This is a genomic window from Bacillus sp. GM2 (assembly GCF_056155945.1).
This window is the reverse complement of record NZ_JBRKSZ010000008.1, coordinates 338,216-358,332: the sequence shown is the minus strand read 5'-3', so window position 1 is coordinate 358,332 and position 20,117 is coordinate 338,216. Positions and strand designations below refer to the sequence as shown.

At 41.6% G+C, this 20,117-nt stretch carries 24 protein-coding genes; 13 read left to right on the top strand and 11 right to left on the bottom strand.

Annotation, left to right across the window (positions count from 1 at the left end; genetic code table 11):
- Positions 1-120: 120 nt before the first annotated feature.
- The gene (locus ACVC9U_RS16565; protein ID WP_020450284.1) at positions 121-732 is read right to left on the bottom strand and encodes a YczE/YyaS/YitT family protein; all 612 of its coding nucleotides are present in this window, start codon (positions 730-732) and stop codon (positions 121-123) included.
- Positions 733-841: 109 nt separating this feature from the next.
- On the opposite strand from ACVC9U_RS16565, the gene ACVC9U_RS16560 reads away from it, so the two are divergent.
- The 3 genes from ACVC9U_RS16560 to ACVC9U_RS16550 are packed head-to-tail and all read left to right on the top strand — an operon-like array spanning position 842 to position 2,478.
- A complete protein-coding gene (locus ACVC9U_RS16560) occupies positions 842-1,294 on the top strand; it encodes a MarR family winged helix-turn-helix transcriptional regulator (RefSeq protein WP_023857834.1) in 453 nt (150 codons plus the stop codon).
- 25 nt (positions 1,295-1,319) lie between these two features.
- Positions 1,320-1,838 carry a spermidine/spermine N(1)-acetyltransferase gene (paiA, locus tag ACVC9U_RS16555; protein ID WP_075753994.1) on the top strand — a complete coding sequence of 173 codons (519 nt, stop codon included), beginning with the start codon at positions 1,320-1,322 and terminating at the stop codon, positions 1,836-1,838.
- Positions 1,839-1,860: 22 nt separating this feature from the next.
- Complete coding sequence (locus tag ACVC9U_RS16550) at positions 1,861-2,478, top strand: FMN-binding negative transcriptional regulator (RefSeq protein WP_065643226.1); 618 nt, start codon at positions 1,861-1,863, stop codon at positions 2,476-2,478.
- A 336-nt stretch (positions 2,479-2,814) separates the two neighbouring features.
- On the opposite strand, the gene ACVC9U_RS16545 is transcribed toward ACVC9U_RS16550, so the two are convergent.
- Positions 2,815-3,729, bottom strand: coding sequence for an arginase family protein (locus ACVC9U_RS16545; protein WP_441391298.1), 915 nt, complete (start codon positions 3,727-3,729; stop codon positions 2,815-2,817).
- A gap of 105 nt (positions 3,730-3,834) precedes the next feature.
- Here ACVC9U_RS16545 and ACVC9U_RS16540 point away from each other — a divergent pair, with 105 nt between their 5' ends.
- Positions 3,835-4,170: a winged helix-turn-helix transcriptional regulator gene (locus ACVC9U_RS16540; RefSeq protein ID WP_065643224.1), complete on the top strand. Its 336-nt coding sequence runs from the start codon at positions 3,835-3,837 to the stop codon at positions 4,168-4,170.
- Between the two features lie 303 nt (positions 4,171-4,473).
- Positions 4,474-5,346, top strand: a complete 873-nt coding sequence (locus tag ACVC9U_RS16535) for a YitT family protein (protein ID WP_025810048.1) — start codon at positions 4,474-4,476, stop codon at positions 5,344-5,346.
- A 125-nt stretch (positions 5,347-5,471) separates the two neighbouring features.
- Here the strand turns inward: ACVC9U_RS16535 and ACVC9U_RS16530 are convergent, their stop codons facing one another.
- Positions 5,472-6,581, bottom strand: a complete 1,110-nt coding sequence (locus ACVC9U_RS16530) for a Gfo/Idh/MocA family protein (RefSeq protein ID WP_075753998.1) — start codon at positions 6,579-6,581, stop codon at positions 5,472-5,474.
- 110 nt (positions 6,582-6,691) lie between these two features.
- Between ACVC9U_RS16530 and ACVC9U_RS16525 the strand changes: the two genes are divergently transcribed.
- Positions 6,692-7,558 (top strand): LysR family transcriptional regulator, encoded by an 867-nt coding sequence (locus ACVC9U_RS16525; protein WP_065643222.1) that lies wholly within the window; start codon positions 6,692-6,694, stop codon positions 7,556-7,558.
- Positions 7,559-7,636: 78 nt separating this feature from the next.
- On the opposite strand, the gene ACVC9U_RS16520 is transcribed toward ACVC9U_RS16525, so the two are convergent.
- On the bottom strand, positions 7,637-8,347 hold the full coding sequence (locus tag ACVC9U_RS16520) for a MerR family DNA-binding transcriptional regulator (protein ID WP_065643221.1): 711 nt from the start codon (positions 8,345-8,347) through the stop codon (positions 7,637-7,639).
- A 152-nt stretch (positions 8,348-8,499) separates the two neighbouring features.
- Between ACVC9U_RS16520 and ACVC9U_RS16515 the strand changes: the two genes are divergently transcribed.
- Positions 8,500-9,378, top strand: a complete 879-nt coding sequence (locus ACVC9U_RS16515; protein WP_075754000.1) for an alpha/beta fold hydrolase — start codon at positions 8,500-8,502, stop codon at positions 9,376-9,378.
- 122 nt (positions 9,379-9,500) lie between these two features.
- Here the strand turns inward: ACVC9U_RS16515 and ACVC9U_RS16510 are convergent, their stop codons facing one another.
- From ACVC9U_RS16510 to ACVC9U_RS16495, 4 genes are all read right to left on the bottom strand, one after another.
- Positions 9,501-10,073, bottom strand: coding sequence for an RBBP9/YdeN family alpha/beta hydrolase (locus ACVC9U_RS16510; RefSeq protein WP_020450297.1), 573 nt, complete (start codon positions 10,071-10,073; stop codon positions 9,501-9,503).
- A gap of 83 nt (positions 10,074-10,156) precedes the next feature.
- Positions 10,157-10,486 carry a winged helix-turn-helix transcriptional regulator gene (locus ACVC9U_RS16505; protein WP_023857826.1) on the bottom strand — a complete coding sequence of 110 codons (330 nt, stop codon included), beginning with the start codon at positions 10,484-10,486 and terminating at the stop codon, positions 10,157-10,159.
- Between the two features lie 482 nt (positions 10,487-10,968).
- Positions 10,969-11,757 carry a cyclase family protein gene (locus tag ACVC9U_RS16500; RefSeq protein WP_025810039.1) on the bottom strand — a complete coding sequence of 263 codons (789 nt, stop codon included), beginning with the start codon at positions 11,755-11,757 and terminating at the stop codon, positions 10,969-10,971.
- Between the two features lie 129 nt (positions 11,758-11,886).
- The gene (locus ACVC9U_RS16495) at positions 11,887-12,672 is read right to left on the bottom strand and encodes an amino acid permease (RefSeq protein ID WP_441391616.1); all 786 of its coding nucleotides are present in this window, start codon (positions 12,670-12,672) and stop codon (positions 11,887-11,889) included.
- 32 nt (positions 12,673-12,704) lie between these two features.
- Here ACVC9U_RS16495 and ACVC9U_RS16490 point away from each other — a divergent pair, with 32 nt between their 5' ends.
- From ACVC9U_RS16490 to ACVC9U_RS16480, 3 genes are all read left to right on the top strand, one after another.
- Positions 12,705-12,962: a glycosyltransferase family 2 protein gene (locus ACVC9U_RS16490; RefSeq protein ID WP_075754009.1), complete on the top strand. Its 258-nt coding sequence runs from the start codon at positions 12,705-12,707 to the stop codon at positions 12,960-12,962.
- Between the two features lie 126 nt (positions 12,963-13,088).
- Positions 13,089-13,721 (top strand): DUF2306 domain-containing protein, encoded by a 633-nt coding sequence (locus ACVC9U_RS16485; protein WP_075754011.1) that lies wholly within the window; start codon positions 13,089-13,091, stop codon positions 13,719-13,721.
- Positions 13,722-13,962: 241 nt separating this feature from the next.
- Positions 13,963-14,322, top strand: a complete 360-nt coding sequence (locus ACVC9U_RS16480; RefSeq protein WP_065643214.1) for a putative zinc-binding protein — start codon at positions 13,963-13,965, stop codon at positions 14,320-14,322.
- 133 nt (positions 14,323-14,455) lie between these two features.
- On the opposite strand, the gene ACVC9U_RS16475 is transcribed toward ACVC9U_RS16480, so the two are convergent.
- Both ACVC9U_RS16475 and ACVC9U_RS16470 read right to left on the bottom strand, forming a co-directional pair.
- The gene (locus tag ACVC9U_RS16475; protein ID WP_237562701.1) at positions 14,456-15,280 is read right to left on the bottom strand and encodes an alpha/beta hydrolase; all 825 of its coding nucleotides are present in this window, start codon (positions 15,278-15,280) and stop codon (positions 14,456-14,458) included.
- 132 nt (positions 15,281-15,412) lie between these two features.
- Complete coding sequence (locus tag ACVC9U_RS16470) at positions 15,413-15,676, bottom strand: CD3324 family protein (protein ID WP_065643213.1); 264 nt, start codon at positions 15,674-15,676, stop codon at positions 15,413-15,415.
- Positions 15,677-16,021: 345 nt separating this feature from the next.
- Between ACVC9U_RS16470 and ACVC9U_RS16465 the strand changes: the two genes are divergently transcribed.
- The 3 genes from ACVC9U_RS16465 to ACVC9U_RS16455 all read left to right on the top strand — a co-directional run bounded on the left by ACVC9U_RS16465 (position 16,022) and on the right by ACVC9U_RS16455 (position 19,503).
- Positions 16,022-16,519 carry an RNA polymerase sigma factor gene (locus ACVC9U_RS16465; RefSeq protein ID WP_025810032.1) on the top strand — a complete coding sequence of 166 codons (498 nt, stop codon included), beginning with the start codon at positions 16,022-16,024 and terminating at the stop codon, positions 16,517-16,519.
- Positions 16,519-17,379, top strand: coding sequence for an anti-sigma-V factor RsiV (rsiV, locus tag ACVC9U_RS16460; RefSeq protein ID WP_020450311.1), 861 nt, complete (start codon positions 16,519-16,521; stop codon positions 17,377-17,379). Before ACVC9U_RS16465 ends, rsiV begins: the two co-directional genes overlap by 1 nt.
- A 228-nt stretch (positions 17,380-17,607) precedes the next feature.
- Positions 17,608-19,503, top strand: a complete 1,896-nt coding sequence (locus ACVC9U_RS16455) for an acyltransferase family protein (protein ID WP_020450312.1) — start codon at positions 17,608-17,610, stop codon at positions 19,501-19,503.
- 23 nt (positions 19,504-19,526) lie between these two features.
- On the opposite strand, the gene ACVC9U_RS16450 is transcribed toward ACVC9U_RS16455, so the two are convergent.
- A complete protein-coding gene (locus ACVC9U_RS16450) occupies positions 19,527-19,976 on the bottom strand; it encodes an NUDIX hydrolase (RefSeq protein WP_020450313.1) in 450 nt (149 codons plus the stop codon).
- Between the last annotated feature and the right edge of the window lie 141 nt (positions 19,977-20,117).

The window sequence follows — 20,117 nt, the reverse complement described above, 5'->3', positions numbered from 1 at the left end:
AAAATATATTTAGATTATCTCTCTCTTCCTTGATTGTAAGTCTAATAGCATCCGGAATCATATTGATAATTTTCAATAAAAGTTCTGTGAAAAAGTAGGGAGTGGCATTAAAAACATTTCTTATCGTAATATACGAGCGTCTGTAAAGCGGCCTAATACTTTTCCAGCAAACGGCATAAAAAAATGAAGAACAAGCCCTCCTAAACAAACGGTTAAAAAAGTTCCGATGCCAATCGGTCCTTTGAAGATGACGGCCGCTGTCAAGAAGACGAGGTAAATGATGGTTCTCGAAACAAATATGTTGGTTCTCGTTAATTCTTTTATGATGAATGTGAATCGGTCAATTGGCATCGGAGCAAAATTTGTGTATAAGTATGTCGCGGTTCCTAAACCTGTAACAACCAAGCCGATTCCAAAACAAATCACTTTGCTCCACCATTGTTCTGGTGTGATAAAAAAGTGCAGGAAAAAAAGCCACATATCAATGCCGATCCCCGTTATAAACGCCGTTAGCATCCCTGAAACTTCCGGTCTTTGGCTTTTTAAAAAAGAATTGCAGCCTATGAATAGCAAAGCAATGATGACTTCCCAACTTCCCACAGTAAGCCCCACGTGTATGGACAGTCCCACCAAAAGTGCGTCAAAAGGCGAAGCGCCAAGATCTGATTGAATCGTAAAAGCAATCCCAAGGGTTAAGATTAAAATTCCTAATACATAAAAAACATATTTCACTTAACTCGCCCTCTTTATTTTTATTGCAAATACAACAAAATTTCGGTATATTTAATGTACGCCATTTATGTTGTATTTGCAACAAAAACATGTTCGAAAGGAGTTTATGATGAAGGATATTCTTCGTGAAATTGGAATGATTGCCCGGGCTTTGGATTCTATAAGCAATATCGAATTTAAAGAACATGACCTGACAAAAGGGCAATATTTGTACCTTGTCCGAATATGCGAAAACCCGGGAATCATTCAGGAGAAGTTAGCTGAAATGATTAAAGTGGACCGGACCACCGCAGCCCGCGCTATAAAAAAACTTGAAATGAAAGGCTTTATTGAACGGAGAGATGATGAATATAACAAAAAAATAAAAAAACTCTTTCCGACGGAAAAGGGGAATGAGGTATTTCCTTTTATAAAAAGAGAAAATGATCATTCGAATTGTGTGGCATTAGAGGGGTTTTCCGAGGGGGAAGCGGAGACCATCTTCAATCTTCTTCAAAGAGTAAGAAAAAATGTAGAAAAAGACTGGGAGTTCGTGAAAAAGGGGAACAAGAGAAATTATTGACGGCATAAAGGAGCGGCAGATTGAAATGACAGTAAAGATAAAAAAGTGCACCCTTGAAGACTTAATCAAACTTCAAGAAATGAGTTATGAAACGTTTAATGAGACATTTAAAGATCAGAATTCTCCAGAAAATATGAAAGCCTATTTGGAAAAGGCATTTCACTTAAAACAATTAGAAAAAGAACTGGCCAACAGCGCTTCGCAATTCTTTTTTGTTTATTGTAACAATGAAGCCGCTGGATATTTAAAGGTCAATACTGATGAGGCCCAAACTGAAAAAATGGGTGATGAATCACTTGAAATTGAGAGAATTTATATCAAGAACGAGTTTCAAAAACATGGGCTTGGCAAATATCTGTTCAATAAAGCTTTGGAAATTGCAAAGGAACTGAATAAAAAGAAAATCTGGCTGGGCGTATGGGAAAAAAACGAAAATGCGATTGCTTTTTATAAGAAAATGGGGTTTGTGCAAACCGGTGCCCACTCTTTTTATATGGGTGATGAAGAGCAAACGGACTTTATCATGACCAAAACACTCCTATAACTTTTCTAAAAGGAGGATGACGATGTATATTCCAAAATATTTTAAAGTCGATAATGTTAATGAAATTTTGGATTTTGTTCAAAAAAACTCTTTTGGCACGATCGTTACGACAGAACAGGGGAAGCCAATTGCCACTCATTTGCCCTTGGGGTTCAATAAAAAAGGTGATGATTACTATATCACCGGCCATGTCGCTTATGGAAATCCGCAATGGAGAACTTTTGAAACCTGTCAAGATGTGCTTGTTATGTTTCAGGGTCCGCACTCATACATTTCTTCTTCCTGGTATGCGCAAGAAGAAGTGCCAACATGGAATTATCAAGCCGTCCATATATACGGTCAAGCAAGCATTTTAGAGAGAGATGAATTAATAGAAGAATTAACAGTCATGATGGAAAAATACGAGAAGCATCGAGAACATCCAATTTTATGGGATAACCTTTCTCCTCAACTATTAGAAAATCAACTGAAAGCGATTGTCGGGTTTAAGATTCGGGTGGGAAACATTCAGGCTGCATATAAATTAAGTCAGAACCGAAGTGATACAGACTATATGAACATCATTGATCAATTGCAAAATGAAGGAGATCCCAATGCGGAGCAATTGGCGGCAGTCATGAAAAAGAGGCTTGAAAATTAAATATAAATCCACCTTCAACCCCATGCAGGAATTAAAGGTCGCCGTCATTTATGCAGCATCTTAAAGATCGAGCGGGAAATGAAAAGGCAGGCCGAATGGTTTGCTTTTTTGATGTTGTGCAGAGTTGTCTATTGTGAAAAGGTCGAATCAACCTAAGGGGGGATAACCCCGCGGAAGTTCGAGTTCTTTCGGCCGCACTATCAGAATACCAAGGGTTTATGAGCCCTTGGTATTTATTTCTTCCTCTTGATTCTAGTGAGCAACATGTGAATGTAACATTACAGGCGATATGGAGAGTTTCGACTCCATTATTTTGTTGTTGTCCAGTTTATGAAATTATTGATTTAAAATGGGGATTTCACTAAGCAATTTCTTCAAATGAATAGAATCCCACGGCAAATGCTCGGTTATACCTAATCCAACTACATCCGTTTCGGAAGAGAGTTCTTTCAGAAGATAAAGCAGGTGAGGCATTTGCATTGTTCCCTCAGGAGAAAAATATACAGGTGCTTCAGGATTGGCGAATAATAAAGAACGAAACGCCTTCGGATCAAGCACGTCTAAATCAAGGTGTATTGCCAGATACTTGATGTTGCTTTCGTTTATCCATTCTTTTATAGATTCGGTACTGGTCATTAACTCTTTAGTTCCGGCAGTTCTAATTCCAAGTCTTTGAATCACTTCAATGTCTGGTTCTGTGAAAACTATACCCTGTCTTTGAAGTTCTTTTGATATCACGTTTGTTTCTTCTTCTGTAGGAGCTGCTAATCCCGCAATAAAGACATTTTCAGGTTTAAGAGGAATTTTCACATGTTTTGCGAACTCCTCATCTCCTTCCCCCAAAAGATTTCCGAGCGGTAATGTATGTCCGTTATCATATCCGACATATCTGACTAAATCGCTGTGAGCGTCAATCCAAATTAACCCCAAGTCCCCGCCGTATCTTTCGTTTAAATAAGCAAATGGTGCTTGTTCGACTAAGCAGTCACCGCCAAACATGACAATGCGATCCGGCTTATGAGCATGAATGAGATGCTGAGCAGCCTCCAATTGTTCCAGCAGTTGTTTTCTCCCGTTTATCCCGTTTTCGTTTTCAAGCGGAGTCCCATCATAAGCTTGAACCGGAACATGAATAAGGGGCTGATCATTTTCAGGAGCCAGCCAAGCAAGCAGTTCCGCTCCAAAAGAATAGTTGGGATTGTTTCCCCCTTGCCATTGCGGCATCAACAGACGTATCGTTTTTTTATCCATGTTATCGTCTCCTTTACTTCAAAGTAAGGTTAGTATAAAATGAGCGCAAACAAAAAAATAGTACGCACTTTAATGACAGGTACTATCCAAAAGGAGAGCGTAAATATGAGTATGGCTGAATATAAAGGCAAAGTTAAAAATATTCAAGATACACCTTTTGGCTACACATTGTCCGTGATCGGCGGCAAATGGAAAATGGTTATTATTTACCTCCTCGCGGAAAATCAACCGGTGCGCTTTAATGAGCTGAAAAGACAAATAGGGGCTATTACTTATAAAACATTGAGCTCACAACTTAAAGAATTGGAAGCGGATGGTCTGGTGAAACGGAAAGAGTACCCTCAAGTTCCCCCAAAGGTCGAGTACAGTCTCACTGGTAAAGCGGAATCACTATTGCCGGTTTTAGAAGGGTTATGTGAATGGGGTTTAAAAAACCAATAAAGTTAAGGTTTTATTCATCTTGGAGAGGGAAGAATCCAAAAACTTCGTTCGATTGCCGACAATCCTTTTGTCTGGCCGGAAATGTCCATAAACATTAGGGCCTTTATTTGTTATTCACCAGTTGCTAAAACGGGGTGCTTGCAATATAACCGAATGTTCCAAGTCTAAAAGGGTTACCTTAATTCAAGGCAAAGAGCGGTTTTGCAGCAGCCGTCTTACCAAAATGACATGACTGAACTTTTTAACTTAAAAATTTATTATGGTATATTTAAATATAACGTAAAATTTGAAATGAGGAATGGCATGAATAAAATCGAAAAACATAAGAAATTTAAAGCGAAAATGATTTTCAAAGTTATAATGGTCATGATCGGAGGAATCATAGCGGCATATGGATTGGAAACAGTGCTGATTCCAAACAATGTATCTGATGGCGGAGTGACAGGACTCAGCATTGTTGGTTCACAACTGTTTGACTTGCCGCTTGGGATACTTATCGCGGCTTTAAACATCCCGTTTGTCTGGCTGGGATATAAGCAAATCGGGAAAAGCTTTGCGTTATTATCGATTATCGGAATCGCATCACTTGCAGCAGGTACAAGTTTTATGCACCACACTCCGGCTATAATCGAAGGGGACACCTTGTTAGTCACTGTTGTCGGAGGGATCATCCTTGGTTTTGGAATGGGGCTGGCGCTGCGTAATGGCGGAGCATTGGACGGAATTGATATGCTTGCTGTGCTGTTATCGCGCAAATTGCCATTTGGAACGAGCGATCTCATTCTATTCTTTAACCTTTTTGTGTTTATTTTTGTTTCCGCTGTATTTGGCTTGCAAGGGGCATTGCTATCAGTCATCGCCTACTACATTGCGTCCAAAGTCATTCATGTTGTCGAGGAGGGGTTAAGCGGTTCTAAAACCTTTCAAATTATTACAACAGAACCTGAGTTGATGGTGGAGACAATTCGTGATCAATTGGGCCGAAGTGCTACATATAAAGAAGCTTACGGTGGTTTTTCCCACGAAAAGTTTAAAGAAATTACATGTGTCATCAATCGCTTAGAAGACACCAAATTAAAGGAAATCATTAATGAAGTTGATAAAAATGCTTTTGTCACTGTATATGACGTAGCTGAAGTTAAGGGCAGTAATTTTAGAAAGCCTAATATTCATTAATTAGGGATTTCCTAAGAAAAAACATACCAAATCTTGTTGGTATGTTTTTTTATATCATGTGGGTTTCCGGACAATTTGCTAATGCTGGACAGGCATGTGCCAGGGCAAAGATATACGGTTCTTACTCAATTTATTAAGAGTACTTTTTTGCCGATCTTTGCCGATTTCCGAACGGCGTCTAACAACCGGTGCAGTTTGACAGCGTCATGAAAGTTTGGGGTTTGGCTTTTATGTTCAAATATATCTTCCGCCAAAATAGTATAGGCAGTTTCAACATAGCCTTTTGCACCATTATCCTTCACTGGGGATATTTTCACTTCTTCAGAATAAACATCTTCAGCATTTAACAAATCATGAGGATGCGTAATCTTTTTGACTTTGAGATTGCCAAATTGTACGTGTCCTGAGGAATGATGCTGTGTTAAACGCAAAACACCTTTTTCCCCTCTAATCTCTAATTGAAAAGCTGGATAAACTCCGCCCTGAATATGGACAGAGGCCGAAGCGCCATTAACGAGCGTCCCCTGGATTAAAATTTGGTCAGCTGTGTTTTTTGGTATCTTTATCCCTGTTTCTTGTATGACGGCTTCTGTATAATGGCTGTTCATTGCAGCTGATAGTTCTTTAAAATCACCCAGGATATAACAAAGAACATCAAGCGAGTGACCACCGTTGATTGTAAGAAGGTTCGCCCCATTTTCTCTTTTTAAAAGGTAACTGCTTTTTTCATCTGTTATTCCTCCCTTTCCTTGTGTTGCTACCTGCATCGTGCAGGAGATGACTTTGCCGATCTCCCCCTCTTTGATTGCCCGCTTTAAATAATTGACTTCTGGAGATTGCCTTCCCTGTAATCCAATCGCATGATGAATGTTTGCGTCATCTGCCAATTTTGCCAGTTTTTCAGCCTGCACAGTATCTATGCCTAAAGGCCATTCACAATATATATGTTTATTTTCTTCTATGGCTGCAAGCGAAGCTTCATAATGGAAAGGAACCTTTATACTAACGACTACCAAATCAACATCTTTTGATTGCGCTAATTCCTTATAATCTGTAAAAGCAGAGGAAGCCTTAAGCATCATAGCACTTTTTTTTGCGGTTTCCATTTTTGATGTTCCAATCGCCGTTATTTGATAAAAAGGATTTTCCTTCAATACCGGAATATGTGTTTGACTAGCCCATTGATTATTCAAAGATCCGCCTATAATCCCTACTTTTATCACGTCGTTCTTCATTAGCTATCCCTCCAAAACTCTTTAAACCGAGTATAATTAAAATTAGAGATCATTTTAAATGTTAAGTTATGATGGTTATATCACTTTTTTTGATGGGAGTTGAAATATGAATGGATATTGAAAACATGAAAGCTTTTGTTTCAGTGGCGGAATTAAAAAGCATATCTGCTGCTGCAATTAAACTGAATCACCTTCAATCCAATATGACTGCAAAAATAAAAAAAATCGAAACTCATTATCATCAACAACTGTTTGTCAGAAATTCAAAAGGAGTAAAACTAACGAAAGAGGGAGAAAAATTATATCATCAATACAAGAAAATATTGTTCGTTTGGGAAGAAACCGAAAACATCATGAAAAAACACGATGAAAAACTCCGTATTGGCACGATGATATCTGTCGGTGGAACTCAATTCTCAAGTGCGTTAAATAAACTTTATCATACATATCCTGATTTATCGGTAACATTAAAAACAGGTTCAACAGAATATATTGAAAATCAAGTTCTTCTTGGAAAAATTGATGTTGCTTATACGATTGGATCGCTAAACAATAAAAAAATAAGTTATAAAAAAGTGGGATATGAAGAATTGGTTATCATAGGCCAAGGTATAGATCAATATACGAGATTTGATGATTATATAAGCGGAAAAAACGTACTTGTATTATCAGATAAGTGCTTGTATCTCTCATTATTACGTAATATTTTTAAAGATTTGAACATTCAACAGGGGGAAATCATTGAAGTGGGCGACCCGGAATCCTTAGTGCAATTTGCAATGATGGGTATGGGGATTTCCTTAGTATCAAAGCGCATAGCAAGTCGCTACAATATCCATCATTATTTAGAAGTTCCATCACCTTATAGATACGTCGATTTATATTTCATTACACGACTAAATCATAAATTTACACCTATAGAAAAACAGTTTATTGAATTAAATAACTCGTTTAGCGACATTATTGAAGGAATGTAAGGTTGATAAAAAAGTTACGCTCTCTTCAAAGCCGATTTTCCTTGCACTAAGGAATCGGCTTATTTGCTTATCACATTTTCAGGTATTGGTTTCTTGGTAAAATTGTATATATTTTATCAGTTCTGCGATGCCTTTCAATTGATTTAATAGTTGGTTATTCAAATTTTGTAAAGCCAACTGAAAGGAATGTTCGATTTTGCCATAGTTTTGTGTGTCCAATTCATATAATAAACTCTTCATATTTTCTATATAATAAACGGTTTTTCTCAAGCTGCTGATAACCAGTATTTTACGCAGTTCAGATATTGAAAACATTCTATAGCCGTTTTCTTTATTTCTTTCTGAATGGACTAAACCTTCATGTTCCCAATGACGGATCGCTGAAGTATTCACGCCCGCTATTTTTGCAGCCTCTCCAATATTCATATATTCTTTTAATTTAACATTTTTATATTTAGCAAAATCGGCATTTTGTATCATCGTTAGTATTTCTTCGACCCTCTGTTTCTCCGCTTGAATATGAAATTGCTGTTCATTAACCAGCCAAAGGGCTTCTTCAACTTTTGCATTTTTACTCATTCTCATAACTTCGTAAACAATGGGTATGTCATATCCTTTTAATAAAGCTCTAATGGTGGTAAAAGCTTGGAAGTGTATCGGTGTATAGAAACGGTGATTACTTTTCGTTCTTGGGACAACAGGAATAAGACCTTGTTCTTCATATCTTCTCAAAGTGGTGGTGCTAACCTTTAAGATATTTGCCATTTGTTTAGGGGTGTATGTCTTCATTTACTGTTAGCTCCTTTTTAAAGTAAAACCTTCAAGTGCTACAATAACATACTTCAAACGAATCCCCTATATATAAAGGGCGGGAAGCAGAAATCCGAAAGATTGCATGAATGTTATATGATGATTGTATAAACAGTTCAGGAGTGGTGAAAATGGAAAAAAACATAAAACTGACCGATCAATCAGAGATAAACGTTGGCTTAGCCGGGAACCCCGACTCTCCAGCAATCATGCTTCCCGTTGCTAAAGAATCTGTATATGGACAAGAAGCTGAAAACTTAAAGTTATGGGGAGTAGACCCTGAATCAGGAAAACATTTTGTCGAGGAACTCATGGACAAGTTTCAGGTTTTATATTTCGACTACGAAGGACATCGTCTGCAACAGCCGAATCCAGAGAGCCTCACACCTGAAAGCATAGTGAAAGATCTACTCACAATTGCTAATGAAATGAACGTTAAAAAGTTTAGCTATTATGGATACTCTTGGTTGGCTTTAGTTGGTTTACAATTAGCCATTCGGACAGACAGGTTAGAAAGCTTGATCATGGGTGGGTTTCCGCCAATAGATGGTCCATATAAAGAAATGATGGTAGTGACAAATCAAACATACGAACAAACATTAAGTAAACAACATTCTTCTGTTATTGATGAACAAAACCTTATCAGTCCAGAAAAGGTTGATTGGGATAACATACAAGTAAGAATCGGCACGAATCAAACAAAACAGTTTGTTACAATGTACGAAAATTTGATGGAATTTGATGATCGGAGCATTCAACATAAATTAGAGATTCCGAGATTGGCGTTTGCTGGGGAAAAAGACACAATTGTTTATGGAGAAAACTTCGGCAATGTAACAGTTGATATTATCGGTATACTTCAAAAAAACAAACAAGAATTAGAACACCTTGGATGGGATATAAAAATCTTAAGCGGAAATGATATGGATCACACAAAAGCTATGCAGCCTGTAACGGTTCTGTCATTGATAAAACCCTGGTTGGTTAAAAATTTGAATATAACCCGTTAAATGACAGACCACTTCAAGATAGGGAACTTTGGAGCTGATTTTTTCAAGACTTATTAAGAAATTGGAGAAGGGCGGCTTCTAAGCTTTTTGCCGCCACAAAATCCGAATATCCTTTACTGTTTTTAGCAAGTTTCTTTTGAGAAATAAGAGTTTAAAACATCATAAACAATCGGCAAAGAAGTAAATCCGTCAGTTTCTAAAAAGTGCCCCCCGTGTTGAACTTCGTAAAGCTTAGCGTCAATTTGTTGCGCCAGATCTTTGCTCCATGCAAATGGCACAATTTGATCGTCTCTAGAGGCAATGACAGCACGATGCTTAGCTGACTCAATGATGTTTTGAAAATCAAACGATTCCTCGGTAAATTCATCTAACATCTTTAAATCGGGCAGTGACTTGGCAAAGCCGGAAACGAGCAAGATTCCGCCAAGTGGTTGACGCAATTGCGTTTGTTCCAAAAACCTCAAAACGGCGGCGCACCCCAGGCTGTGTGCAACCAGATAAGTATGTTTATTTAATGTGTGCTTATTTAAAGAGAGCGTATCAAGCCAATCTTTAAGCCTTGGCTGGTGAGGATTAGGCATGTCTAAAATTTCTGCGTGTATTCCGTCTGCAAGCAGACGTTTTTTCAGCCAAGGAAACCAGTGGTTGGTTGAGGAGGCTCTGTAGCCATGAATGATATAAATTTGTTTTGTCATCCTGTTCTCCTTACAAATAATTTTTATTCAGTATAAAATCCCTCCCGTTGGGAAACAAGTACGCACTTTTTAGTAAGTATTTTTTACTCATAAGGCAAACCTTCTCTTTGTCCCCATCTGCACATTTCATCTATGAGAGGGTATAAAGACAGTCCTCTGTCTGATAACGAATACTCCACTCTGAGGGGATTTTGAGAAATCTCCACCCGGTGAATCAGACCGTCAGTTTGCAACTCCTTCAGCTGGGAACTTAACATTTTATGGGTGATTAACGGCATAGCCCGTTTGAGCTCCCCGTATCTCATCGTTTTTTCACACGCCAGCTCATAGAGGATTCTCATTTTCCATTTACCACCTATAAGAGATAAGGTGTATTCAAATGGAGCTTGTTTGCTGCGGCATAAGGTATTCATGGTAATCAAACCTCCTTTTTTAAGATCATAACAAAAATCAATATTGAGCCTGGCTTCAACATGAATAGCAAAAGATTCACTTGTTTTCCTTATTTTGTTGAGGAGATGTGATATGATACAAAAAAAGGGAGCGGATTTCTTCTGAAAAAGGGCGGGAATACTTTTGCGCGAATTTGCACCTCAAGTTTTTCAAACGATAGGGATTATTGGTTTTATTTTAGCTTTTGTCCAGATTCCAATCGGCTGGTTTATCGGATTTTTCTTTTCCGGTTTGTTCTTCATGATGTTGAAATCAAACAATGAAAAATCGGGAACCTTCAATGTGATGGCTGGAGCCGCGTGTTTCTTGTATTCATTTCATTGTTTGTTTACGCAAGTGTTGTGACTGAATATAAAACAAAAATAAAAGCAGGCTGATGTCTGCTTTTATTTTTGTTATCTGTCTAGCCGGCATCCCCACAAACGAAAAGCTGCTGACGTTCTTATGCGTTTTCACCGCTAAGAATCGCAACCGGGCGCGCCCAGCCGGCAGACGCTTTTTCAACTTTTACCGGAAAAGCCATGACGTAAAATCCAGTGGAAGGCAATTGATCAAGGTTGGCGAGCTTTTCAATTTGGCAGTAAGGAATGGTGCTGCCTGAATAATGACCTTCCCAAATAATGGATGGGTCTTTTTCCTGTTCAAAGCGCTTGGCGGTCATGCTGAATGGAGCGTCCCAGCTCCAGGCGTCAGTTCCGACAAGGCGTACGCCGCGCTCCGTTAAAAATAGAGTGGCTTCACGCCCCATCCCGCAGCCGCTGTGCAGGTAATCGTTTTGTCCGTATTTGGCGCCAGCCGACGTATTCACAAGAACAATGTCGCCGGGCGCGAGTTTATGATTGATGCGGTGAAGCTCCTGTTCGATTTCTTCAGGGGTAACGATATGCCCGTCTTTCAAATGTCTGAAATCCAGCTTAACGCCAGGGCCATGAAACCAGTCAAGCGGCACTTCATCAATCGTCATCATCCGCTTGCCGTCGTCTGTAACAGAACGGTAATGATATGGAGCGTCGATATGCGTTCCGGCATGCGTAGACATCTTCACTTTTTCCAGCGACCAGCCTTCTCCCCCGGGAAGATCTTGCGAGGAAAGGCCGGGAAAGCTCTGGACCATTTGTTTAGCTCCTTGCTTATGATCCGCATATTCGATTTCAGGGACAAACCCCGGCGGATCAGACGGTATATCACCTCTTAACGATACCGACAAATCTACAATTTGATTGATTTTCATCTGTTTTCCCCTTTCTGCCTAGGCGGCTGACCATTGAAATTGTAGGCGATCAAGCTGTTATCTTTTTTATTTTACATGATGAGCCATACAAAAAGCCTGCAGAACATTCTGCAGGCGATTCGCATTTTTCTACACTTGCTGTGACTTAGGTTTCCTCAGCTTGTAAATCGCGATCAGCATGATAAACCAAACCGGCGTGACAAATAAGGCAACGCGGGTGTCCTGCGCCAGTGCAAGGACGATGAGGATAAACGTAAGAAAACCGAGAACCACATAATTTGAAAACGGGTAAAGCGGCATCTTGAATTTGTTTGTTTTCGCTAAATCCGGTCTTGTTTTGCGGTATTTCAAATGGCAAATGACGGTGATTCCCCAAATAAAGATGAAGCATATCGTCGAGATGCTTGTAATCAGCGTAAACACTTGTTCAGGCATGATATAGTTCAGCATGATGCCAATCAGAATCACGACCGCTGAGAAAAACAACGCATTGCTCGGCACTTTGCGGGAGGTCAGTTTGGTCATAGCGCCGGGTGCATTATGTTCTTTCGCAAGCGAGTATATCATCCGGCTCGTGCTGAAAACCGCGCTGTTGCTTGCCGAAGCTGCCGATGTCAGCACCACAAAATTGATGATGCTTGCAGCCGCAATGATGCCGACCGCTGCAAAGACTTGGACGAACGGACTCTCATTAGGATTGATGACATTCCACGGATAGATGCTCATGATCACAAGGAGCGCACCGATATAAAAAAGCAAAACACGGACGGGGATATTGTTGATCGCTTTAGGAATGACTTTTTCCGGATCTTTCGTTTCCCCCGCTGTCAGTCCCACAAGTTCGAGGTAGTTTGCGTGGAAGTAGACTGATCCTTCTTTTTGTAACCAGATTTTTATACAATGGTCGTTGTTAATTCATCATATTTGGTTCGGATTAAGAAGCGGGAATGAATCCGTCCGTAAGTATTGTCATACCTGTGTACAATGCTGCAAAATACATATCCGTCTGTTTGGACAGCGTGCTGAGGCAAACCCTTGAAATTGTTGAAGCCATTGTCATCGATGACGGTTCTCGCGATTTCAGCAGAGACATCATTCAAAAGTATGCCGCAAAAGATGACAGAATTATTCCGGCTTTCCGGAAAAACGCAGAAATCGTACCCGGCCTGTTTTTAATGGGAAAGGTTTTGTCATTGAGGGCTTAAAATGCCAAGCTGCTGCGCTCGTTCGCTTTCGTGATACAATATAGGCATTGAGAGAGCATGATGTTTTAGGAGGAACAAAAGCTGAACAAAAGGAAATTTCAACGCAGTCAATCGGTTTTTTCGACAATGCTGATCGTCATCGCGGTGTATGTTCTGTATACCTTGTTTGAAAATTTAATTCTTGATCCGCAATCAACAGCTTTTCTCAGCCATAAATCTCACCTGCGGGACTCCTTTCATCTCCCGGTCTGGCTGAAGGTGATGTATGTTCACGTTGTTGCCGCTTGTTTAGCGATGGCTTCGGGCGCTGTCAACTTCTCCAGCGCCTTGTTGACCAAAAGCCGCAACATCCACCGTTTTAACGGCTGGGTCTACATCGTTTGCGTGATGATTGTAACGCTGTCGTCAGGCTATATGGCACCGCATTCTACCGGAGGGAAGGCCGTCAGCATAGCCTTTAACATGGTGAATATGTATTGGCCTGCCGCCACGGTTATTTCCGTCATCAAAGCCCGGCGAAATCAGTTTAGCAAGCACCGGAATTGGATGATTCGCAGCTATCTATTCTGTTTTACCAATATGTTCATTCATTTGATTACTTTCGTGTGCCATAAAGGACTCGGCCTGATATATGACATCAGCTACACGATAGGCGTTTTCGGAGCGATTGTGCTCTGCATCGCGTTGGCCGAATGGATCATTCGGTTCGCCTTTAAAAAGCCAGCGCAAATTTTTCATGCAAATCACAGGGGCTTTTAAGCCCCTGATCTTTTTCCTGAGGCCTCCATATATTGACTGAAGGGATCAAGGAGGCGAGTATTCTCATTGAATACGGGAAAGGATCGTGAAGCCGTTTTGTTTTTGCTTGAGCTGTTTGATTCAGCTCATAGAGTAACAGAAAAAGTGATCTGGCTCACAGTTTTCATCACGCACCTCATGTAAAGTAAATGATAGTTTTTTTGCCGGCGAAAATAAAGAAAAACAGGGGATGAGTCAACCGATGAAAAGAACAGATTTGCCTTTAGTGTATTCGTGCTCCGGGTGTTCCTCGGCCGCGCAAACGGCCAACATGATTGCCATTAAAATGGATCGGGAGAAAACGGCCGAAATGTCGTGCATTGCCGGAGTCGGCGGCGATGTGAAACCGCTTGTCAATACAGCAAAATCCGGGCGGGATATCATTGCGATTGACGGCTGCCCTTTATGCTGCGTCAAGAGCTGTTTAGCTAAGCATGATGTTCAGCCAAAACATCATTTTGTATTATCGGATTTTAACGTGCCGAAGAAAAAAGGAGCAGATCCCGACCCTGTCCTTTATATGAATGCGTATGAACAAATTTTGCAGCTCTTAAAATGCTAGGCCTTTTGGAAATGTTTATTTAGGGTGCTGTTTAGAGTATCAATGAACGAATGCAATTGATTTGAAAATCGAATGCCGATTACAGGCCATACGCTTCCTGCGAACGGCGGATTGATTAAAAATACCGAGGGTTTCATCCCTTGGTATTTTTGTTGTTAAATCTTCTAAAAACCATGTCCAGCCTTTCGGCAAATTCCTCCGGGTATAAAACGCATCCCACATGATTGCCTGGAAAATCGACCACTTTCGTTTTCAAATGACCAGCCAATGCTTCTGCATACTTGTACGGGAGACAGCCTTTTGAATCAATGCCGCCGGCAGGTACGACTGTAACTGATGAAGCTTTAAGCCTGCCGATGTCAGGTGAATATTCTCTTAAACCCGGCACCTCGGACAGGATAAAATAGTCAATGTTGGCCCTGAGCTGCTCCGTCCGGGATTTTGGACGCTCCGGCTGGGCTGTGGACGTAATGCCCATCGCTTTCGCGAATGCTTCTAAAGCCTGTAATCCGCTTCGTTTGTATTGTTTTTCAAGGTTCTCCAAGCTTTCGAACCCTTTGGTGCGGTCACTGCCGGCCAACAATTGCGGAATCGGAGGCTCGTGTGCGACCAACATGCGAATTTGTTCAGGATGGCGGATGGCAAGATCAAGGCCGATGACCGCGCCGGAGCTGCAGCCGAATACATAGGCCGGTTCATCCGTCAGAGCGGCCAGCAGCCGGCTCGCATCATCGCCGTGTACGGAAACCTGGTACTTTTCGTTCGGATCTTCCAGCCTGCTGCGGGAATGCCCGCGGCGGTCGTATGTGACGACCGTGTAACGGTCGGATAGGCGGTCTGTAATCGGGTATGATTCTGCATCGCCATTGCCCCCGTGAATCATAAGCAAGACAGGCCCCGAGCCGCGCACTTCGTAGTAGAGCTTTGCTCCGAGTACTTCCAATACACCGTGTTTCATGACAATATTCTCCTCTCGTTGCATGATCACTTTTACATTACATGACGGAGAAAGCATAGAAAATGCAGAAAATAGCTAATAAACAAACTCGCCATATTAAAAAGCACCGATCACAAGGATCAGTGCTCCAGTTTATTTTGTGTAAACGATTTTTTTCATCGTTTCGATGGAAAGATGATGTTCCGCTGCTAAGTGCTCAATCGTTTCGCCATTTTTAAAGGCCTTTTTTATCGCAGTGTTGCGATCATCGATCAGCTTTCTTGCTCCTGAACGTGCACCCCATTTTTTGTAGGCGGATTCAGTCTTGGGAATATAGATCGTTTCCCCTTGAACATACTTTTGAATTTCCGATATCAGCTTTTCAGGTAGTACAGCGGCAGCCTTTACGTATGCCATGTTTGCCAGCTCCTTATTCCTTTGATTGCAAAATAAGGGGCAAAGCCGATTGCCAGAAAAGCTTACTCTCAGGCGATTTTATTTGTCCACCCCATGCAAAGTATCGCCTTTTCCGATAACAGGCTTTGCATGAGACGCTGCATGATCCGGCATTCTGATGCTTGCCATGTGATCACCTCCTTCGAATTTGCTATTCATTATAAATGAAATCGAGATTGGCGGCACTTGATGATAAAATATTTTTAAAAAGAATGACCAGTCCGCAAACTATTTTTCACGCTCCCGCGTCTATCCTAATGTAACAGCCGTATATACGTATATTCGAAAAAGGAGTTCTTTATTGCAATGAAGAAACAAGCAGCCAGAGCGTCTCTTGTCGCTTGCATAACAGACCGGAAAGAAGACTTTTACCGGCTGGCGTACAGCTATGTGAAAAATCAAGAAGACGCCTTAGATATTGTCCAGGAATCAATCAAAAAAGCGCTCGATTCCGTCGATTCTGTTCGCAATCCGGATACGATCAAAAGCTGGTTTTACAAAATTTTGGTGCGGACGGCAATCGATTTTTTGCGCAAACGGAAAAAACTAAAGGTTATGGATGATCAAACGATCGAATTTTTAAGCAAGGGCAAGGAAGATATCTACCGGGATACAGACCTTCATGAGGCGCTTGACGAGTTGCCGCATCCCTACCACACCATTATTGTTCTGCGATTTTTTGAGGATCTCAAACTGGAAGAGATTGCGGAAATCACAGGCGAAAATTTGAATACGATCAAAACGCGCCTTTACAGAGGATTGAAGCTTATGCGCATCCAATTGACGAAGGAGGATCTTTCTTAATGGAAAAGAAATTGGAACAGCTGAGAAAAGCATATCAAAACGTCCCCATTCCGAAGGAACTGGATCAGGTTGTCGAAACTGCGCTTCAGCATAAACCGAAGAAGAAGAGAAGGCTGGTGGTATGGCCTGCATCAACGCTTGTCGCGGCGGCTGTACTATTGGCTGCCGTCGTGAATATCAATCCCGGAGCAGCCCAGGCCATGTCGCGTTTACCCGTCATCGGCAAGGTCGTTAAGGCCATCACATTCACCGAGATCAAACAGAAAGATGGAGAATCGAGTATTGACGTGAAAACACCGGCTCTGTCCGGCTTGAATAACCGGGAGCTTGAAAATGGCATTAACGAGAAATATGTAAAGGAAAGCCGTCAGCTTTACCGGGAATTCATGAAGGAGACGTCCCGGAATAAAAAAGGGCATCTCAGCATCTACAGCGATTATGAGACAGTCACGGATACGAAGGATTTGATTTCGATTCGGCGAAGCGTCGAAAGAACGGAAGCGTCCAGCTATACCGAACGGCGCTATATCACCATTGACAAAAAGAATGAAATTCTGCTTACCTTGAAGAGTTTGTTTAAAGACGACCGGTATATTACGGCCATCAGCGAAAACATTAAAGAACAAATGAAACAGCAAATGAAAGATGATCCTGATAAAATATATTGGATCAATGACGAGGAAGTCGAGCCATTCAAACGAATCAAGGCCGACCAAAATTTTTATATTACAGAGAATCATAAACTCGTGATTTCATTTGACGATTATGAAGTCGCACCCGGATATATGGGCGCGGTAGAGTTTGAAATTCCGACTAAGGCGATTTCGAGCCTGCTGATCGGCGACCGCTACATCCGCTAGTCAAAAAATCCATGATTCGCTGAAATCATGGATTTTTTACTTTTTACAACTTTGTAACACCATATTCAGCTTGAAACTTTTATACTAGAGAGACGGCATCATTCAGGGTAGATAAAAATGACGATTTTTTGAAACAAAAAACGGTCCTGACTTCGTCTATAATATCGGAGCCGTAAAAGGCGCGAAACATAAAGAAGAACCGTACGTACATATCATTGGAGGAATACCATGCGAGATCAGACACAACAACACCGTTACATACCGGGGTTAGACGGGCTTCGGGCTTTTGCCGTTTTGGCGGTTATCGCTTACCACCTCAACATGAGCTGGGCCGACGGAGGCTTTATTGGCGTTGATATCTTTTTTGTTTTATCAGGATATTTGATTACATCGATTATCCTGCCGGCGTATGGAAATGACATTTCCCTCACATTCAGAGATTTTTGGGTGCGCCGGATACGGCGGCTGCTTCCAGCGGCGACGCTCATGATTTTCGCAACCGTCATATGGGTCGCTTTGTTTAACAGAGAGCTGATGCATACCGTGCGGGGAGATGCGATCTCCTCTCTTTTATATGTCAGCAATTGGTGGTTTATCTTTCACGACCTCTCATATTTTGATAGTTTCGGATCGCCGTCTCCTTTAAAAAACTTGTGGTCACTGGCGATTGAAGAACAGTTTTATTTCATCTGGCCGATCATTTTGCTGTTGGGCATCTACATATTTAAAAAGCGGGAGAGGCTGGCTGCGGCGGTTGTGCTGTGTGCGCTTTGTTCAGCCGTATGGATGAGCATCTTGTACGTCCCTGGCGGCGATCCGAGCCGCGTATATTACGGGACTGATACGCGCGCCTTCGAGCTGTTGATCGGATGCGCATTAGCCCTTGTGTGGCCGATGAAAAGACTATCTGGGAACAGGCTCCCAAGCAGCCTGAAGCACGCGTTGCACGGAACTGAGCTTGCCGCTTTCGCGCTGCTTATGATGAGCATTTATTTTGTCGATGAATTCAGCCCGTTTCTCTATCATGGCGGAATGCTTCTGATCAGCATAATCGCAGCGATTTTGATTGCATGCGTCAGTCATCCGAGCAGCTTCTTGGGCTTTGTCCTTTCCGTGAAGCCGCTGCGCTGGATCGGGAAAAGGTCGTACGGCATTTATCTTTGGCACTATCCCGTCATCGTGCTGAGCACACCTGTTCAAGAGATTGGAAATCCGGTGTTCTGGCATGTTGCGATTAAGGTCGCTGTTACGTTTATTCTGGCGGAACTTTCGTATCGCTTTATCGAGAAGCCAATCCGACAAGACGGTTTTAAACCGTTTGTCAGCCGGGTTTTTCTGGATAAGATCACGGAATGGAAAACCGCTTCCGTTCCCAGCAAAATATCAATCGGACTGATGTTTGCCGCACTCCTCATTTTTGCAGGAGGCCTGTCGGGATTGGCCGACGAAAAGAAACAGCCGCAACAGGCCTATTCCAAATCTTATGAGGAAACAAGCGCCTCAGCGGATCAGCCGGCTGACAAAAGTGAAGAACGGAAGGATGATAAGAAAGCACAAGCTGAAAGCGGGAAAGATGATGAAACTAAAAGCCGGCAGAAAGCCGGCGGGGATGAATCGTCAAATACAAAAGATGAGCAGTCTGCGGAAAAAGAGCCTGATCATATCGAGAAAGAGGTATTGGCTGTCGGGGATTCGGTCATGCTTGACATTGCTTCCAGCCTGCGTAAGAAAATTCCGGGAATCACAATCGACGGTCAGGTTGGAAGGCAAGTGAGGGAAGCGCTTCAATTGACATCAACCTACGCTTCCTTTAATCATTCGGACAAAGCCGTCGTGATTGAACTGGGAACAAACGGCTATTTTACGGACAGTCAGATGGACGCTTTGCTTGATGCGTTCTCAAACGCTGATGTCTATCTCGTGAACACGCGCGTCCCCCGTCAGTGGGAGAGCAAGGTGAATGAATCGCTTCGGAAGCAAGCGGACAGCCGTCAAAACGTGACATTGGTCGATTGGCATACTGAAGCCCTGAAACATCCCGAATATTTCACCGCTGACGGCGTACACCTGATGCCGAAAGGGACCGAAGCTTTGGCATCGCTTATCGTCAAAGCGATGAAATAATGCTTAAACATAAAAAGAGGCTGTTATTTCTTGAATTTCGTGATAAATCTAATCAAATAAGGTGTTTTTAAAGTTTCTTTTACTAGTTTGTTATGATGTTTTGTAAAATTTTTTATTTGTTTTCTTCTATGGGGAACCATTAACAAAGGTAATCTATCTTTGCGAAACCATCCGATTTTTGCTGTTTCTGGCCCTTGTTTAATGGGTTCCCCACCTAGTAATTTTCCTGAATAGATGTACTGTATGTCATGATATTGCGGTTGATCGTACTCTCCTATTTTGCACATAATAGAAATACGGTAGCCTGTTTCTTCTTCCATTTCCCTCATGGCGCATGTTTCCGGCTGCTCGTGCTTTTCCATTCTGCCTCCTGGCAAGTCCCAGACAGGATAATCTTTTCTTTTAACCAGAAGTATTTTTCCTTTGCTATTTTCCACAATTGTAAAGCAACCTACAGTGTTTACTGCATTCAAGTTAAGATAACTCCTTCCTGTGTTTCACTTCAATTATAAATCATCTGACCGATTCGATCTCCGATCTTAACCGGTCATGAGCAATCCTCTTTCACAGCCAAAAAAATATGTTACAATATACAAATGTTTTGCGATCCTCCA